The 15,647-nt window shown below is 70.0% G+C and carries 17 protein-coding genes and 1 pseudogene; 9 read left to right on the forward strand and 9 right to left on the reverse strand.

The window, feature by feature from the left end; translation table 11 throughout:
- Positions 1-64 precede the first annotated feature (64 nt).
- The 5 genes from Q9R08_RS02030 (at position 65) to Q9R08_RS02050 (ending at position 2,560) form a co-directional block, all read left to right on the forward strand.
- Complete coding sequence (locus tag Q9R08_RS02030) at positions 65-1,153, forward strand: DUF998 domain-containing protein (RefSeq protein WP_308866147.1); 1,089 nt, start codon at positions 65-67, stop codon at positions 1,151-1,153.
- A 167-nt stretch (positions 1,154-1,320) separates the two neighbouring features.
- Entirely contained in the window at positions 1,321-1,488 is a 168-nt protein-coding gene (locus Q9R08_RS02035) for a hypothetical protein (protein WP_308866148.1), read from the forward strand.
- Between the two features lie 27 nt (positions 1,489-1,515).
- Entirely contained in the window at positions 1,516-1,686 is a 171-nt protein-coding gene (locus tag Q9R08_RS02040; RefSeq protein ID WP_308866149.1) for a hypothetical protein, read from the forward strand.
- A gap of 93 nt (positions 1,687-1,779) precedes the next feature.
- Entirely contained in the window at positions 1,780-2,010 is a 231-nt protein-coding gene (locus tag Q9R08_RS02045; RefSeq protein WP_308866150.1) for a YkvA family protein, read from the forward strand.
- 112 nt (positions 2,011-2,122) lie between these two features.
- A complete protein-coding gene (locus tag Q9R08_RS02050) occupies positions 2,123-2,560 on the forward strand; it encodes a VOC family protein (protein ID WP_308866151.1) in 438 nt (145 codons plus the stop codon).
- A gap of 1,287 nt (positions 2,561-3,847) precedes the next feature.
- Here Q9R08_RS02050 and Q9R08_RS02055 read toward each other — a convergent pair.
- The 6 genes and pseudogenes from Q9R08_RS02055 to Q9R08_RS02080 form a co-directional block, all read right to left on the reverse strand.
- A pseudogene (locus tag Q9R08_RS02055) lies at positions 3,848-6,932 on the reverse strand (efflux RND transporter permease subunit); the annotation flags it as partial.
- Positions 6,933-7,050: 118 nt separating this feature from the next.
- Positions 7,051-7,428 (reverse strand): fluoride efflux transporter CrcB, encoded by a 378-nt coding sequence (gene crcB / locus Q9R08_RS02060; RefSeq protein WP_308866152.1) that lies wholly within the window; start codon positions 7,426-7,428, stop codon positions 7,051-7,053.
- Positions 7,425-7,838, reverse strand: coding sequence for a fluoride efflux transporter FluC (locus tag Q9R08_RS02065; RefSeq protein WP_308866153.1), 414 nt, complete (start codon positions 7,836-7,838; stop codon positions 7,425-7,427). The genes crcB and Q9R08_RS02065 overlap by 4 nt, the downstream gene beginning before the upstream one ends.
- A 60-nt stretch (positions 7,839-7,898) precedes the next feature.
- Positions 7,899-8,867, reverse strand: a complete 969-nt coding sequence (locus Q9R08_RS02070) for a DNA topoisomerase IB (protein ID WP_308866154.1) — start codon at positions 8,865-8,867, stop codon at positions 7,899-7,901.
- A 75-nt stretch (positions 8,868-8,942) separates the two neighbouring features.
- A complete protein-coding gene (locus tag Q9R08_RS02075; protein WP_308866155.1) occupies positions 8,943-9,209 on the reverse strand; it encodes a DUF7218 family protein in 267 nt (88 codons plus the stop codon).
- A gap of 36 nt (positions 9,210-9,245) precedes the next feature.
- A complete protein-coding gene (locus tag Q9R08_RS02080) occupies positions 9,246-10,133 on the reverse strand; it encodes an SDR family oxidoreductase (RefSeq protein WP_308866156.1) in 888 nt (295 codons plus the stop codon).
- Between the two features lie 212 nt (positions 10,134-10,345).
- Here Q9R08_RS02080 and Q9R08_RS02085 point away from each other — a divergent pair, with 212 nt between their 5' ends.
- Positions 10,346-10,510, forward strand: a complete 165-nt coding sequence (locus Q9R08_RS02085; RefSeq protein WP_200826306.1) for a hypothetical protein — start codon at positions 10,346-10,348, stop codon at positions 10,508-10,510.
- An 84-nt stretch (positions 10,511-10,594) separates the two neighbouring features.
- Here the strand turns inward: Q9R08_RS02085 and Q9R08_RS02090 are convergent, their stop codons facing one another.
- Positions 10,595-11,383 (reverse strand): MerR family transcriptional regulator, encoded by a 789-nt coding sequence (locus Q9R08_RS02090; RefSeq protein ID WP_308866157.1) that lies wholly within the window; start codon positions 11,381-11,383, stop codon positions 10,595-10,597.
- A gap of 170 nt (positions 11,384-11,553) precedes the next feature.
- Between Q9R08_RS02090 and Q9R08_RS02095 the strand changes: the two genes are divergently transcribed.
- Both Q9R08_RS02095 and Q9R08_RS02100 read left to right on the forward strand, forming a co-directional pair.
- A complete protein-coding gene (locus Q9R08_RS02095; RefSeq protein ID WP_308866158.1) occupies positions 11,554-12,507 on the forward strand; it encodes a DUF4097 family beta strand repeat-containing protein in 954 nt (317 codons plus the stop codon).
- Complete coding sequence (locus tag Q9R08_RS02100; protein WP_308866159.1) at positions 12,507-13,115, forward strand: PadR family transcriptional regulator; 609 nt, start codon at positions 12,507-12,509, stop codon at positions 13,113-13,115. Before Q9R08_RS02095 ends, Q9R08_RS02100 begins: the two co-directional genes overlap by 1 nt.
- Positions 13,116-13,210: 95 nt before the next feature.
- Here Q9R08_RS02100 and Q9R08_RS02105 read toward each other — a convergent pair whose 3' ends face one another.
- Positions 13,211-13,750 carry a universal stress protein gene (locus Q9R08_RS02105; RefSeq protein WP_308866160.1) on the reverse strand — a complete coding sequence of 180 codons (540 nt, stop codon included), beginning with the start codon at positions 13,748-13,750 and terminating at the stop codon, positions 13,211-13,213.
- A gap of 168 nt (positions 13,751-13,918) precedes the next feature.
- On the opposite strand from Q9R08_RS02105, the gene Q9R08_RS02110 reads away from it, so the two are divergent.
- On the forward strand, positions 13,919-14,113 hold the full coding sequence (locus Q9R08_RS02110; protein ID WP_308866161.1) for a DUF3073 domain-containing protein: 195 nt from the start codon (positions 13,919-13,921) through the stop codon (positions 14,111-14,113).
- A gap of 224 nt (positions 14,114-14,337) precedes the next feature.
- On the opposite strand, the gene Q9R08_RS02115 is transcribed toward Q9R08_RS02110, so the two are convergent.
- Positions 14,338-15,588 carry an MFS transporter gene (locus Q9R08_RS02115; RefSeq protein ID WP_308866162.1) on the reverse strand — a complete coding sequence of 417 codons (1,251 nt, stop codon included), beginning with the start codon at positions 15,586-15,588 and terminating at the stop codon, positions 14,338-14,340.
- Between the last annotated feature and the right edge of the window lie 59 nt (positions 15,589-15,647).

Here is a 15,647-nt window from a genome sequence, read left to right on the forward strand (position 1 = left end):
GCCGTCACCAGATCGTGTCGCGCCGAACGCCCCGCATGCCCGGCCGCGGTCGTACTCTGACCTCGTGAGCACCAGGAACACCCCGCCGCTGCTGCCCGACACGGCAGCGCCGACACCCGGCCGGCGCGCGGAGTCGCAGGCGGTCTACGCCGGTCTCGCGGCGGGCGCGATCGGCGCTGTCTACGGACTCCTCGTGGGCCTGTTCGCGCCGGATCTGCAGCTCGCCGGCCGAGCCGACTCGTTCGCAGTGTGGGCGGCGTGCGGGGCCGCGGTGGCCGCCGCCGCCGCATCGACGACCGAGTACTGGCGAGCGCGCAACCGTCCCGGACAGGAGTGGCGGCAGACCCTCCCATCGTGGAAGTTCATCGTCAACACCATCTCTGTGGTCATCGTCCATACGGCGCTCGCGTTCGTGGCGGTGTACGCGCTGTACCGCGTGCTAGCGATGGGCTTCATCGGCCTGCCGATCGTGACGTTCTGGGCGGTCGTGCTGATGGCGGTCACCCTCGGCATGACCACGTGGATCGTGTTCCTGTCGGTGTCGGCGATGACGACGCAGCGCATGTCGTCGCTGCTGCTCGCGTTCATCGCCATCGGCACGCTGACGGCCATGGTCACGACGCCCGACCCGAAGTGGTGGACGGTCCACTTCAGCCATCTCGGAACCTTCGAGGACGACCTGTCGAGCTGGGTGTTCAACGGCACCCTGATCGCGGCGGGCCTGCTCGTGACGACCTTCGCCGTCTACATCGCCAACGACATGCGCGCCCTCGCCGCTGCGGGCGTGCTCGAGAACCCGCGCGGACCGCGGATCGTCCCCGTGCTCTTCGCCATCATGGGGATCATGCTCGCGTGCGTCGGCGTGTTCCCCGTCGACGTGAACCTCGCGCTGCACAACCTCTCGGCATCCGGCATGGCGGCGATGTTCCTCGTCCTCCTCATCGGCGGACCGAACTTCCTCCGCGGGATGCCGCGCACCTACTTCGTTGCTTCGTGGGCGTTCCTCGCGGCCATGGTGGCGTCGGTGATCCTCTTCATCCCCGCGGTCGGCTACTTCTCGCTCACCGCGTTCGAGATCATCGTGTTCGCGCTGATCTTCGGGTGGATCGCGGTCTTCATCCGCTTCCTCGGCGTCGCCGGCCGGCGGGACTGACCCCGGGAACCGACCGCGCGAACTGCGGCGCGCAAACCTCCGCACTTCCCTGACGCGGTCGCGGGTGCGAGCGCGGCGCCCTGCCGCGACGCTCCGCCGTTTGTCAACCGGGATCCGTGCGCCCGCGGGTCGACGTACCTTGCCCCTGACGAGGAAGGGAGCATCCGATGAACCGCAACGCAGAAGAGCCGCAGACGGACGACGAGGGCACCCCCAAGCCGGGCGGCCTCGGACGCGACGGGACGATCCCCGACGCGCCCGACGGGGTCGCGGCGGGGCACACGGGCGTGCCGTCGACGTTCGAGCCCGAAGAGGACGAGAAGGCTGACGGCTGAACGAGCTCAGCCGCGAAGGAGAGTGTGATGACCGACAGCTTCGTTCCGCGCCTGTCGCCGGAAGACGGCAATCCCGCGAGCGATCTCAAGACCGATGTGATCAAGGATGTCGAACGCGAGCACACCATCACCGGCGACTTCGTCGGGCCGCGCAGCGACGAGATCCCCGACGAGGAGTCGGACGAGGGCGAGCCGTGATCCGCTGACCGCGGGCTGTGCATCTTCTGACTGAACGATCACGATTCCGTCTCGACGGGCCGTCCGACGTGCTGCGCGCGCACACTGAGGTGCATGTGGTGGAGGTTTCTCAGAGCGGTCAAGCGTCGCGAACACCGTGTCGCGCCGACGACATGGGTCGTTGCGATCGCCGCCGTCGTGTACACGTTCGCGCCGATCGACCTGATCCCCGAGCTGCTGCTGGGCCCCCTGGGTTTCGCCGACGACCTCGGCATCTGGGGCATCTTCGCCGTGCTCTTCGCCCGCGAGCAGCACCGGTGGCAGTCCGCTCTCCCGTCGCACTAGTCTGCGGCGGGCCGCAGAACCACTGAACGCGGCGCGAGCGCGAAAGGTACGGCTCTCACCGCAGTGCCGCGGCCATCGGCCGGTGTACACGGTGCTGAGTAGCATGCAACGCATGGCCATCAGACTCGAAAATGTCGGCATCGCCGTGCGCGACCTCGATGCGACCATCGCCTTCTTCACCGACCTCGGTCTCACGGTCGTCGGCCGCGACACGGTCAGCGGCGAATGGGCCGACACCGCCGTCGGCCTCGACGGGAACCACGCCAGGATCGCGGTGCTCCAGACGCCCGACGGCCACGGGCAGCTCGAGCTCTTCGAGTACATCCACCCCGATGCCATCGAGACGGAGCCCACGCTCCCCAACGAGATCGGCATGCACCGGGTGGCCTTCTCCGTCGACGACATCGACGAGGCGCTGGCGATCGCCGCGCGACACGGCTGCCATCCGCTGCGCGGCGTAGCCACCTACCAGGACGTCTACAAGCTCACCTATCTCCGCGGCCCGAGCGGCATCCTGGTGATGTTCGCCCAGGAGCTGAAGAAGGACTGACGTCGTCGGGTATCCGATCGTCAGGCGGCGCTGAGTCGGCTGCGGCCCGACCACAGCGACCGAACGGGACCGGATGCCGCTCCTCGCGGCCGGCCCGCGCTCCCAGACCCTCCCGGTGCCGCCTGAGCGGCGCCGGGAGGGGACGCAGGACCGTCCTCGTCAGAGTCGTGCGAGGCCCGCGTCAGGCGTCGTGGCGGCGGTCGCCGTCCTCGCCATCGCGGTCGGAAGCGGGCTCCTCGTTCGTCTCGGAGCCCTCGATGTGTCCCGGGTGGACCTCGGCGTCGGCGTCGGCCTCGGCGTCGGCGTCGGCTTCGGCGTCGGCGTCGGCTTCGAACGAGGCGTCGGGGCGAGCCTCGCCGTCGTCGGAGATGTCACCCGGCACGGGTCCCGGCTCCTCGGACGGACCGGTCTCGTCCGCGACGGGCACCGATTCGGGCTCGTGCGTGTCGGCCGCGCTCTCGGCCCGGTCGAGGGACCCCGGCTCGGACTCGACCTCCGAACCGGTCGAGACGTCGGCCTGCGGCGCGTCCGTCACGGTCTCGGGCTGCTCGGCGGACTCGGTGTCGAACTCGCTGCCGCCGAGGCTCGCGCCTTCATCGTCAGCCTCTGCGAGCCCAGCCGGCGCGGCGACGGCCGCTGCCGCATCGGCGTCGGTCTCGGTCGTGTCATCGCTCGGCACCTCAGGCTCACCCGGCTGAGCGGCGTCGGGCTCGACAGCATGCTCCGAGGACGCTGCTGCGAGCGCCTCCGGCTCGGTGACGGGTGCGTCCTCGGCGGCATCCGGCCCGCCGGCTTCCGCGGCCTCGTGCGCCTCGGCGACGACCCCGTCATCGAAGGGCTGGTCCGTCGGCACGGCATCGATGACGGTCACGTCCGAGTCGGCCGGCGAGTCGGCATCGGCGGACGCCGGAGCGTGCTCCTCGGAGTCCGCGGGCACGGCGTCGACGACCGCGGGTGCGGGCGCAGAGTCCGAGACCTCGACGTCGGGCCCCTCCTCGATCACCGGCACGGCGACCTCCGTCACTGCACCGCGCTCGCGCTGGCGACGCTGGCGGCGGGTCTCGAGGGCGGCGGCGCCGGCCGCGACACCCGCCGCACCGACGACACCGGCACTAGCCGCACCGGCACCTGCGGCACCGGCCCCTGCCTCGCCTGCTCCCGCCGCGCCGAGTCCGGCACCGGCACCCGCGCCGACGCCGACGAGCTCGCGCTCGGCCTCGGCATCCGCCCCGCCGTTCGGACCCTCGCCCTCGGGAGCCGTCCCGCCGTCACCACCGCCGTCGCCGTCGGTGCCGCGGCGACGCGCTGCGCGCCGCTCCTTCGCACCCTCGACGAGGTTGTACAGCGTCGGGAGCACGAGCAGCGTCAGCACGGTCGACGACACCAGGCCGCCGATCACGACGATCGCGAGCGGCTGCGAGATGAAGCCGCCCTGTCCGGTGATGCCGAGTGCCATCGGCGTGAGGGCGAAGATCGTGGCGAGCGCCGTCATGAGGATCGGGCGCAGACGTCGCGAGCCACCGGCCACGGTCGCGTCATGCGCCGTGAGGCCCTTCTCGCGGTACTGGTTCACGAGGTCCACGAGCACGATGGCGTTCGTCACCACGATGCCGATGAGCATCAGCACGCCGATGAGCGAGGCGACGCCGAGCGGCACACCCGTGATGATCTGCAGCAGGATGGCACCCGTCGCCGCGAACGGCACCGAGACGAGCAGCAGCAGCGGCTGCCGCAGCGACTTGAACGTCGCGACCATCACGATGTACACGATGAGGATCGCGGCGAGCAGAGCGAGGCCGAGCTGCGAGAACGCATCCTGCTGCTGCGTCACGACGCCGCCGAGTGTCGCGTCGGCCGACGCGGGCAGGTCGGCGTCGGCCAGAGCGGTCGTCACCGAGGCGGATGCGGTCGCGAGGTCGTCGGTCGAAGGGGTCACCGTGACGGTCGACGTGCGCTTGCCCGCCTCGGTCGTGATCGACGTCGGGCCCTCACTGTCCTCGACCGTCGCGACCTCTTCGAGCGCGATGGGGCCGGTGGCACTCGGCACCTGCAGCTGACGCAGCTCGTCGAGTGACGCCGGCGTCTCGGATGCCGCGAGGAAGACCGTCAGCGACGTGTCGTCGATCTCGACCGTGCCGATCGACTGCGGCTGCATCGTGTTCGACACCAGCGCGCCGACCGCGACCTCCGAAAGGCCGAGCTGGGCGGCCTTGTCGCGGTCGACCGTCACGGCGATGTAGGGCAGCGACGCCGCGAGGTTGCTCGTGACCTGGCCGACGCCCTCCTGGCCGTCGACGGCCGCGATGACGGCATCCGTCGCGGTCTGGAGCGTGTCGGAGTCGGGAGCCGTGACGTCGATCGCGATGTCGGTCGAGCCGAAGCCGCCGCCGCCGGCGGCGACCGCGATCTCACCGGCGTCGTCGAGGTCGGCGACTGCGGCCTGGACCTCTTCGCGGAGCGCCACCTGGTCGACATCCGGGTCGGTGGTGATCGAGTAGGTGATGCCGCTGCCGCCGCCCGAGAACGCGTCGCGCAGGGCGGAGCCGCTCGAGCCGATCGACACCTGCACCGTCTCGATGCCGTCGATGCCGAGCAGCACCTCCTCCACCTGCTCTGCGGCGGCGCTCTCCGCCTCGAGCGATGGCGCGGCGCCGATGTCCTGCGTCATGGTGAAGGTGTTCTGACCCGAGTCGCCCAGGAAGTTCGTCTTCATGAAGGGAGCGGCGGCGATCGTGCCGACCAGCACCAGCACGGCGAGCGCGAGCGTCACCCACGAGTGCTTGAGCGTCCAGCGCAGGATCGGCAGATACGCCTTCTGCAGGCGGCTCGGAGGTGCGGACGGGTCCTCGGGGTCGATCGCAGCGCCCTCGGCGTCCAGGATCTGCTTCCCCGGCTTCAGGAACCAGTAGGCGAGCACCGGCACGATCGTCAGTGCGACGAACAGCGACGCGGTCATGGCGATCGTGACCGTCATCGCGAACGGACGGAAGAGCTCGCCCGTGACGTCTCCGACGAACGCGATCGGCAGGAACACCGCGACGGTGACGATCGTCGACGCCGTGATGGCCGAGGCCACCTCGCGCACGCCGCGCAGGATGGCGGTCGTCTTGCCGGCGTCGCCGACGTAGTGCCTCTTGATGTTCTCGATCACGACGATGGAGTCGTCGACCACGCGCCCGATCGCGATCGTGATCGCACCGAGCGTCAGGATGTTCAGCGAGTACCCGAAGGCCTGGAGGCCGATGAAGGTGATGAGCAGGCTCGTCGGGATCGAGATCGCGGCGACGAGGGTCGAGCGCACCGAGAGCAGGAAGACGAAGATCACCAAGACCGCGAAGACGAGGCCGAGCAGACCCTCTTTCGCAAGCGTGTCGATCGACTCCTGGATGTAGGGGGCCTGGTCGAAGACGACCGTGAACTCGGCGCCGTCGAGCGATTCCTCGAGGTCGGGAAGGATCGCGAGCACGCCGCGCGACACGTCGACGGTGTTGGCCGAGGGGAGCTTCGTGACCGCGATCGTCAGGGCCGGCTCGCCGTTCACGCGCGAGACCGTGGTGACGGGGTCGGCCTCCTCGACGACGGTCGCGACATCCGCGATGGTCTTCTGGCCGCTCTGGAACTGGTCGGCCGTCGAGGGCACGAGGGGCAGCGCCGCGATCTCGTCGACCGACGCGATCTTCGAGCCGGTCTGCACCGTGAGCGTCTCGTCGTTCTCGGTGATCTCGCCGCCGGGGAACAGCACGCCGTTCTGCTCCAGCGCATCGGTGATCGCCTGCTGCGTGTAACCGGACGCGGAGAGCTCCGCCTGGTCGGGCGTGATCGTGACGCGCTGGCCGACGCCGCCGACGATCTGGGCCGCGTTGACGCCCCCCACATCCTCCAGATCGGGCACGACGGATGCCTCGAGCTGGGCCTGGACCGTCGCCTCGTCGTCGTAGCCGGTCACCGCCAGCTGGATCACCGGGAAGTCGTCGATGCTCGCCGAGATGACGTTCGGATCGACCCCTTCGGGCAGCTGGCTCTTGATGCGGTTGATCGCCTGCGTCATCTTCTGCTCGGCGGTCGCGAGGTCGGTGCCGTAGGTGAAGGACGCCTGCACGATCGAGGCGTTGGTCGTGCTCGTCGCGCTCGACGACTCGAGCCCGGGGACGCCCTGGATGGCGGTCTCGATGGGCACCGATACGTCGTTGCTCACGACCTCGGGCGACGCACCGGGGTAGGTGGAGACGACGACGAGTGCGGGGAACTCGATCGAGGGGATGAGCTCTTGCTTGAGGTTCGTGAGCGCGAGTCCGCCGAAGATGGCGGCGACGATCGTGATCAGAGCGATCAGAGCGCGGTTCTTGAGACTCAGGACGGCGAGGTTCGACACACGGAGGCCTTCGCTGGTGTGGTGGTGCAAGGGATGCGGGAGCCCGCACGATACGGAGATGTATCGGTTGTCAGTATTTCATGCGGTTCTCATATGAAATTCCTGAACCGGCCTGCGCTCAGGCCGCCGCGATGCCCCCGCCGAGCAGGAGTCCGAAGCCCGCGGCGAGCAGGGCGAGCACGAGCGTGCCGAACAGGTTGAGGGCAGCATCCCGTCGGCGCTTCCGCTGGGCGAGCAGCACCGTCTCGACCGACACCGTGCTGAAGGTCGTGTACCCGCCGAGCAGGCCGAGCCCGAGCACCAGCGAAAGCTCGGGGGCGATGGCGGCGCCGAGCCCGGTGAGCACCCCGAGGGCGAACGACCCCGAGACGTTCACCACGAGGATGCCCCACGGGAACCGCATGCCGCCCGCCGGCGTGAGCAGCCGGTCGACGAGGTAGCGGAGTCCGGCGCCCACGCCGCCGGCGAGCGCGGCGACCAGCAGCCAGGGGCTCACTCGGCGTCCTCGGGGAGCTCGATCCGGCCCGGCCGGTCCGCGATCCGGCGTCCGAGGAAGAGTCCGGCGAGGGCTCCCCCGACACCTGCGACGACGGATGCCGCGGCCAGCCCCGCTGCGAGCAACGGCGTCGTGATCCACAGCGCCGTGGCGACCGCGAACGCGCTGTAGGTCGTGAAGCCGCCCATGATCCCCGTGCCGAGGAAAGCGCGGGTGAGGGGACGGCGGTCGTCGAGCCAGCCGACGACGATCCCCAGGATCAGGGATCCGGCGACGTTGATGCCGAGCGTCACCCACGGCACCGCCGCGGGATCGTCGACGGGCGCGACGACGAGCGCACGCGCGAAGACGCCGATCACCCCACCGGCCACGGTGACCCCGAGCACGCGCGGGTCGACGGGCTGCGGCATCCCCTCACGCTACTCCGGCGCCCAAGGTCGCTGAGCGTGTCGAACGGCGCCTCGACAGGCTCAGCGGCCGGGGCGCAGCAGGCCGCGGATGGCGGACTCGGGGGTGATCGACAGGTCGAGCAGGTGCCCGTCGCGATACCGGGCGAACACGCGGGGGTCGATGTACGAGCCCCGCGCGACCGCCGGTGTGTTGCCGAGCGCCTCGGCCGTCGCCCGCACAGCGAGCGTCTCGGCCCGCTTGAGGTCGGTCTTCGTGTCGACGGTGCCGATGCGCGCCAGCGCGTCGGCCGCGAGGATGGTGCCGCGCAGGGTGCGGAAGTCCTTGGCCGTGAACCGTCCTCCGGTCAGCGAGCGCACGTACGCGTTGACCTCGGCCGGCGTGAGCGGCACCCGGCGTCCGCCGCGCTGCCACGCGAGCAACGGCGAGCGGGAGCGCCCCGCGGCCAGCAGCTCGATGGCGGGGGCGAGGTCGGCGTCGTCGATCTCGAGCAGCTGCCGCTTGCCGCTCTTGCCGGGGAACGACAGCGACACGACGGATGCCTCCACCGAGGCGTCGCGCCGCTGCAGCGTCGTGAGACCGCGGCTGCCGTGGGCAGCGAGGTAGCGCTCGGATCCGATGCGGGGTGCCGCGTCGTCCAGGAGCCGGAAGGCGACCGCCAGCACTCGCTCGCGATCGAGCGCGTCGCGCCGCAGCGAGGTGGTGACCCGCGCTCGCGCGCGCGGCAGCGCCTCGGCGAGGGCCAGTGCCCGGGCGAACTTGCCGCGGTCGCGGCCCGCCGTCCAGTTCGGGTGGTAGACGTACTGCCGGCGGCCGGCGTCATCGACGCCGACCGCTTGGATGTGCCCGTCGGGCTGGGCGCTGATCCAGACGTCCTGCCACGCGGGCGGAATCACCAGGGCCTGGATGCGGGCGAGATGCCGAGGTGCCGGAGCGCGGCCCTTCGCGTCGACGTAGCGGAAACCGGATCCCGCGCGCAGCCGGCGAAAGCCCGGATCCTCGTAGGGCCGCGAGCGGACGAGTTTCGCCATCAGATCACGCTACCCGGGTCGCCGGTCCCGCCGGAGGGTCCTCCGACCCGCTCGGCGACGGGACCGGCGACCACGTCAGTGGTTGCGGATCATCGAGATGAGCTCGGACTTCTTCTTCCCCGAGTAGCCCTTGAGACCCAGCTCCTTGGCGCGCTTGCGCAGCTCGGGCACGGTGCGCTCGTCGTAGTCCTTCGCGTTCGCACCGCGCCGACCGACCGTCTTGCGGCCCTGGCTGGCCGCCGCGTTCGAGATGCGGGCGGCCTTCTCCTTCGAGGCGCCCTGGTCGCGGAGCTCCTCGTACATGTCGCGGTCCTTGAGATTCGACCCGCGTCCTCCTGGCATGGTTTCCTCCTTCGGTCACCGCCCCGTGGGCGGATGTCACAGGCCCTTGCCCCCGGTGACAGGCAGGATCGCGCCCGACGTGTACGTCGCGTCGTCGCTCGCCAGGTACACGTAGGCACCGGCGAGCTCGGCGGGCTGTCCCGCCCTGCCCAGGGGCGTGTCTTGACCGAACGACTCGAGGCGCTCGGCATCCCAGCCCGTGGCCGGGATGAGGGGTGTCCAGATGGGTCCCGGGGCGACGCCGTTCACACGGATGCCCTTCGGGCCCAGCTCCTGGGCGAGCGCCTTGATTAAGGCGACCTGCGCGGCCTTGGTCATCGCGTAGTCGATCAGCCCCGGCGAGGGGTTGAACGCCTGGATCGAGGTCGTCACGATGATCGACGAGCCGGGCTCGAGGTGCGGCACCGCCGCGCGCACGGTGAACATCTGCGCATACAGGTTCGTGCGGAACACCCGGTCCCACTCGGCGGTCTCCATCTTCTCGATGCCCTCGCGGTCCTTCTGGTACGCGGCGTTGAGCACGAGCACGTCGAGGCCCCCGAACTCGCCGACGGCACGATCGACGATGTCGGCGCAGAAGTCCTCTTCGCGCAGGTCGCCCGAGATCGGCAACGCGCGAGAACCGGCCTCGGTGACCCAGCGGGCGGTCTCGTCGGCGTCTTCCTGCTCCTCGGGGAGGTAGGTCAGCGCCACGTCGGCACCCTCACGCGCGAACGCGATGGCCACCGCCCGCCCGATCCCGGAATCGCCCCCCGTGATGAGGGCCCGGCGCTCGGCGAGGCGCTGCGAGCCCCGGTACGAGCGTTCGCCGTGGTCCGGTTCGGGGTTCGTCTCGTTCGTCAGCCCGGGCTGCTCCTGCTCCTGCGGAGGAAAGGAGCCGTCGTGATGGGCGGTCGTCGGATCAGTGGGCGGGGATGTGCTCATAACGGCGAAAATACGGGCGTGCGCGGATGCTCTCACGGGGCTTGACATCCTCGCCGCCCCGCCTTACCCGGCGTGGCGGCTCCCCACGTATCACCGGAAAAGCAACGCCGTCAACCCCCTGGGGGCCGCGACGCTGTGATGCCACTGTCGGTTCATGCCCACGAGGCATGCGATGCATCCCGTGCATCGACAGAGCAGAAGGAGAACGTCCCATGAACCTCGCCCTGATCATCATCATCGTCGTCGCGATCATCCTTGCGATCGTCGGCGGCCTCAACTCCGCACTGAGCTGGCTGCTGTGGGTGGCCATCATCGTCGGAGTCATCGCGCTGATCGCATTCCTGTTCAGAGTGATCAGCGGGAACCGCAACACCTGATCTGCACCCCAGATGTGAAGACAGCGGATGCCGCGGCCGGAGTGGGCCGCGGCATCCGTCTGTCTTCTGGGGCCCTCCGCCGACCTAGAGCTGAGCCTCCGCGTACACGCGGAGCGCGTCGCGGACGAACTCGGCGCCGCGGGTGCCACCCTCGCTCGTGGCGTAGTTGGCGCCGAAGCGCGGGTCCGCCACGTACATCTCGCCGAGACCGAGCACGTACCCCTTGACGTCTCCCCCGCCGGAGCCGGCCGCAGCGGCCGGCGTTCCCGGGATCCCGGTCAGCCATTCGACGTGGCGCTTCGCCAGCGCCTGAGCCGCGTCGCTGTCGGGAGCGATCCCGGCCTCCGCGGCCGCGATCCAATCCCGGCCGAGGTCGGCCGCGCGCTGCTGCCACGCGGCCTTCTCGTCGGCGCTCATCGAGCGCCACCAGCGGTCGCTGTCGGCGTAGGCCTTCTTTCCCCAGCGCTGCTCGACCTCGTCCTTGTACTGCGTGTGGTCGAAGCCATCGAACATGTCCTCTGCCATCAGTCCTTCACCTCCTTTCAGTGCATCGATGGTGTTCTGCACCGACGCGATCTGTCGCGCCAGCCGATCCTGCTCCTGCCGGAGCCATGCCAGATGAGCCTCGAGAGCCGACTCCTCACCGCTTTCCCGCTCGAGCACGTCGGCGATCTGGGGCAGACCGAGCCCCAATTCGCGCAGCAGCAGGATCCGCTGCAGCCGTACGAGCGCCGTGCGGTCGTAATACCGGTAGCCGTTGTGGCCCATGCTCGACGGTGGCAGCAGCCCGATGTCGTCGTAGTGGCGGAGCGTCCGGCTGGTGGTACCCGCCAGCTTTGCGATCTGCTGGATCGACCATTCCTGCTCGTCCATGTCACCCTCCTCTCGTGGTTCGCTCACCACGCTAAAGGTTGACGTAGCGGCAAGGTCAAACCTGAAAATTCACTCAATGCTTGACGTAGTCGCGATATATCGTGTTAGTCTCCAGATACGCGATATATCGCGACATGGATCACCCCCAGAGATACGCAGGAGAAACAGTCATGACCCTGGAGAAGTGGATCATCCACCCGGGCGAGACGCGCGTCATCGACATCTTGACCGTGCGCACGCTCAAGATCGGACTCGTCGGCGGACAGATCGACGTGATCGCCCACGACGAGCCCGGCATCCGCATCGAAGTGCACGACGTCACCGTCAAGGACCTCCGCATCGAGGTCGCCGAGGATCACGTCGAGATCGACCACCCGCAGCTGCGCTGGGACAACTTCCTCGAGGTGTTCCGCAACTTCGGAGCCGGCGGACCCAAGGCAGAGATCAGCGTCGCCGTTCCCCGCGATGTCGCTCTGACCCTCGGAGTCGTCAGCGCCAGCGCGCTCGTCTCGGGCCTGCGCGGCGACGCGTCACTGAACACCGTCTCGGGCGACATCATCGTCGACGGCCTCACCGGCGACCTGTCGGTCAACGCGGTGTCGGGCGACGTGCAGGTGCGAGAGCTCGTCGGCGCGCTGAACGCCAACAGCGTCTCGGGCGACGTCGCCGCGACGGGCACCTTGCGCAAGGCCACCATCGACACCGTGTCGGGCGCCGTGCTGGTCGACTCGACCGGCGACATCCTCTCGGTCGGCGTCAACACCGTGAGCGGCAGCGCGACCGTGCGGCTGGATGAGGGATACCCGGCCAACTACGTCATGCGCAGCGTGAGCGGCCGCGTCCAGGTCGACGGCGTCGTGCGCCGCGGCAACGGCACGGGCCCGACCACGAACTACGCCGGCTCGGTCGGCGAGCTGAGCGGCAGCTTCGCCGACGTCCGCGCACACAGCGTGTCGGGCGACATCACGGTGCTGCGTCGCGCTGCCACCCCCGCACCGGATGCCGCGCCGGCAGCTCCCGAGCAGGCGACCACGTCGTCGCCGACCGCCGCCTCCGGCGAGGCCGCCGGCGACGAGTCGACGGCGCGTGAAGCGGCGGCCGGCTTCGACCGAGGAGAAGTGTGATGACTCCGGTCTTCTCGCACGGCGACCTGCGCCTGTACCTGCTGAACCTGCTCGATGAAGGGCCGCGCCACGGCTACGACATCATGCAGGCCCTGTCGGACCGCACCGGGGGCACCTACACCCCCAGCGCCGGCACCATCTATCCGCGTCTGGCGAAGCTCGAAGAGGAGGGGCTCGTGACCAAGTCCGTCGAAGGCCGCAAGACCGTGTACGCCATCACCGAGGCGGGTCACGCCGAGGTGCAGTCGCGCGCGGGCGACCTCGAGGGCATCGAGGCCGGGCTGGCCGACTCGGTGCGCCTCATCGCCGACGAGGTGCGCGGAAGCGTCCGCGAGGCGATGAAGAGCCTGCGCGCCGACCTGGCTGCGGCCTCTCGCGAGGAGCGCAAGACGACGCCGCAGCCGTCCCGCGAGGACGACCCGCGCGTGCGCAGCCGCGAGCAGATGCAGCGGCTCGACGCCGTGGTGAACGAGTTCCGCGCGAACGTCCGCGGCGACGTCCGCGTGCACGTCGCTCGGGGCGGCGAGCTCGCCGCCTCTCTCGTCGACCAGGTCGCGAGCGAACTCGACCGCGTCGCCCGCGACATCACGCGCACGCTGCGGGGCTGACCCGCGGCGCCCTGCTTCCGCAGTCTCCTCTCGGAAGCACGAAGGGTGGTCTCGCCGTCGGCGGGACCACCCTTCTGCGTCGTCCGGCTGCCTGCTCAGGCGGGCCAGATCTCCTCGTCGTCGGGCACGGGCTCCCCGAGCGGCACGATCAGGATCGAGCGGTGCTGCCGGTGCGCCAGGCGCACCCCGACCGAGCCGGTGAAGAACTCGCGGACCGACTCTCCGAACCCGCGTTTGCGCGTGCCGACGACGATCAGCCGGGCGTCGATCTGGTCGGCGAAGTGCTTGATCGCCATCGCGGGGTCGCCGACCAGCTGGCGGACGGTCCACTGCGGCCCGGCATCGCCGAGGACGGATGCCGCGGCATCCTGCACCTTCGCCAGCTCGCCCTCGCCCGCTGCGATGTTGATGTCGATGGGCGCGGAGTGGACGTACCCGTCGGGGTCTTCGTACGTGACGAAGCGCGTCACGTCGACGTGGACCACCACGAGCGGCGCCTGGAACAGCTTCGCGTAGCGAGCCCCCTCCTTCAGGACGCGGGGCGATTGGTCGGGGATCACACCGACGATCACAGCGCCGCGGAGGCTCTCATCAGTCGTCGCGTCGCCTTCGGGCTCGGATGCCTCATCGGTCATATGTCCGCACTCCTCCTACGCCGGTGGGGCCGCAGCCGCCGGGTTACCGGGGCTCCGTGTTATCCTGAATGCTACTCTTACCGGTTCGAAGCCGGATTCGTGAATGCCCGGGTTTGCGCGGCCCAGAGCCCGCAGAATAGCCCGCGACCTTAAATGAGGGGGTCTCGCATGGGGCGTGGCCGTCAGAAGGCGAAGCACACCAAGATCGCCCGTGAGCTGAAGTACGACACGTACAACGTGAACTACTCGGCACTCGAGCGCGAGCTCGGCCACCATGAGGACGAGTTCGTCGACAAGTGGGCCGACCAGTACAACGACGAGGACGAGGACGAGACCTCGCCCGTCTCGTCCTCGCAGGCGTAACGGCTCGCGCGGCGGTCACCGCTCCGGTGGCCTGACCGCTCGAGGTATTTGCTGCGCGCTCACCGTCGCGGTTCGTGCGTGTGCGGTTCTTGCCGTGCACTCAGTGCACACGGCGCCCTGCACCATCCGCGACCTCGCACGGCGAGCCGTCGTTCTCCGTGATCGCGCGGCGAGCCCGTGCGGGGCGCGTGCGGCTCAGGACGATCGCACCGCCACGGGATGCCTCACCAGGCGCCGTGTCGGCGCTCCCAGTCATCCTCGACGGTGTGCGGCTGCGCCGCGACGACGCCGGCGGGGATCGCTGCGGCGACCACGGCGGCGAGCACGATGAGCGGCGCCGTCCACGAGTCGGTCGCATCGTGGAGGAGCCCGATGCCGACGGGAAAGAGCGCCGCGATCGCGTAGCCGCCGCTCTGCACGAAGCCGCTGAGCGCCACCGCGCCCTCATGCGTGCGGGTGCGCAGGCCCAGGAGCACCAGGATCATCGGGAACAGCAGCGGCGCGAGGCCGAAGAGCGCGACCCACAGCCACGGGGCGACGGTCGGGACGAAGAGCAGGCCCGCGATGCCGGCGAGGCCCGTCCCGACGGCGACGCCGAACAGCACGCGCGTGGCGTGGGCCCGGGTCACCAGCAGGGGCACGGCCAGCGACGCGGGCAGGCCCATGAACCCGAACAGCGCCAGCAGCACGCCCGCCACGGCCGGTGTGACACCCGCGATTTCGACGAGGATGGTCGGCAGCCACGCGAACGCCGTGTAGGCGAGGGTGCTCGACACGGCGAAGCCCACGAGCAGCGCCCACGCGATCGGCAGCCGCCACATGCGTCCGAAGGCGCGCGGACTCGGCTGCTCGATGTCGTCGTCCGAGGCCGCTGCCGCACGGGTCCTCTCGGCGGCGGCGTGCCGTATGGCCAGGCCGATCCAGGGCACCGTGGCTACGAGCGCGAAGACGGCCCAGAGCCCCAGCGAGACGTGCCAGTCCGCGGCATCCGCGACCGGCACCGCCACGAGGGGCGGCAGGAAGGTCGCGAGCGCCATCGTCGTCGAGAAGACGGTCGTCATCAGACCGACGCGGTCGGGGAAGTACCGCTTCACGAGCGGCGGCAGCAGGATGTTGCCCACGCCGACGGCGGCGAAGATCAGCGCCGTGCCGGCGAGCAGCAGTCCGGCGCCCGGTGCGAGGCTGCGGACGATCAGTCCGATCGCCACGACGACCATCGCCGCGACCGCCAGCCGTTCGAGCCCGAACCGCCGTTCCAGAGCCGGGGTGAGGAGGCCGAACACGGCGTAGCAGACCGGCGGAGCGGTGCCGATGAGGCCGATCACCGCGGCCGGAACGTCGAAGTCGACCGCGATGTGGTCGTACAGGGGCGACAGCGACGCCACCGCCGAGCGCAATGAGAAGGCGAACAGCACGATGCCCACGAGGGCGAGCGCTCGCCCCTGCCAGAGGGGTCGGGACGAGGGAGAGCTCACCCATCAACCCTAGGCGGCCCGGGAAGAGGGGAGCTCGTGAGCCCGCAGCCGGCAGCCTG

It is taken from the genome of Microbacterium psychrotolerans (assembly GCF_031085295.1).
Classification (GTDB): Bacteria; Actinomycetota; Actinomycetes; order Actinomycetales; family Microbacteriaceae; genus Microbacterium; species Microbacterium psychrotolerans.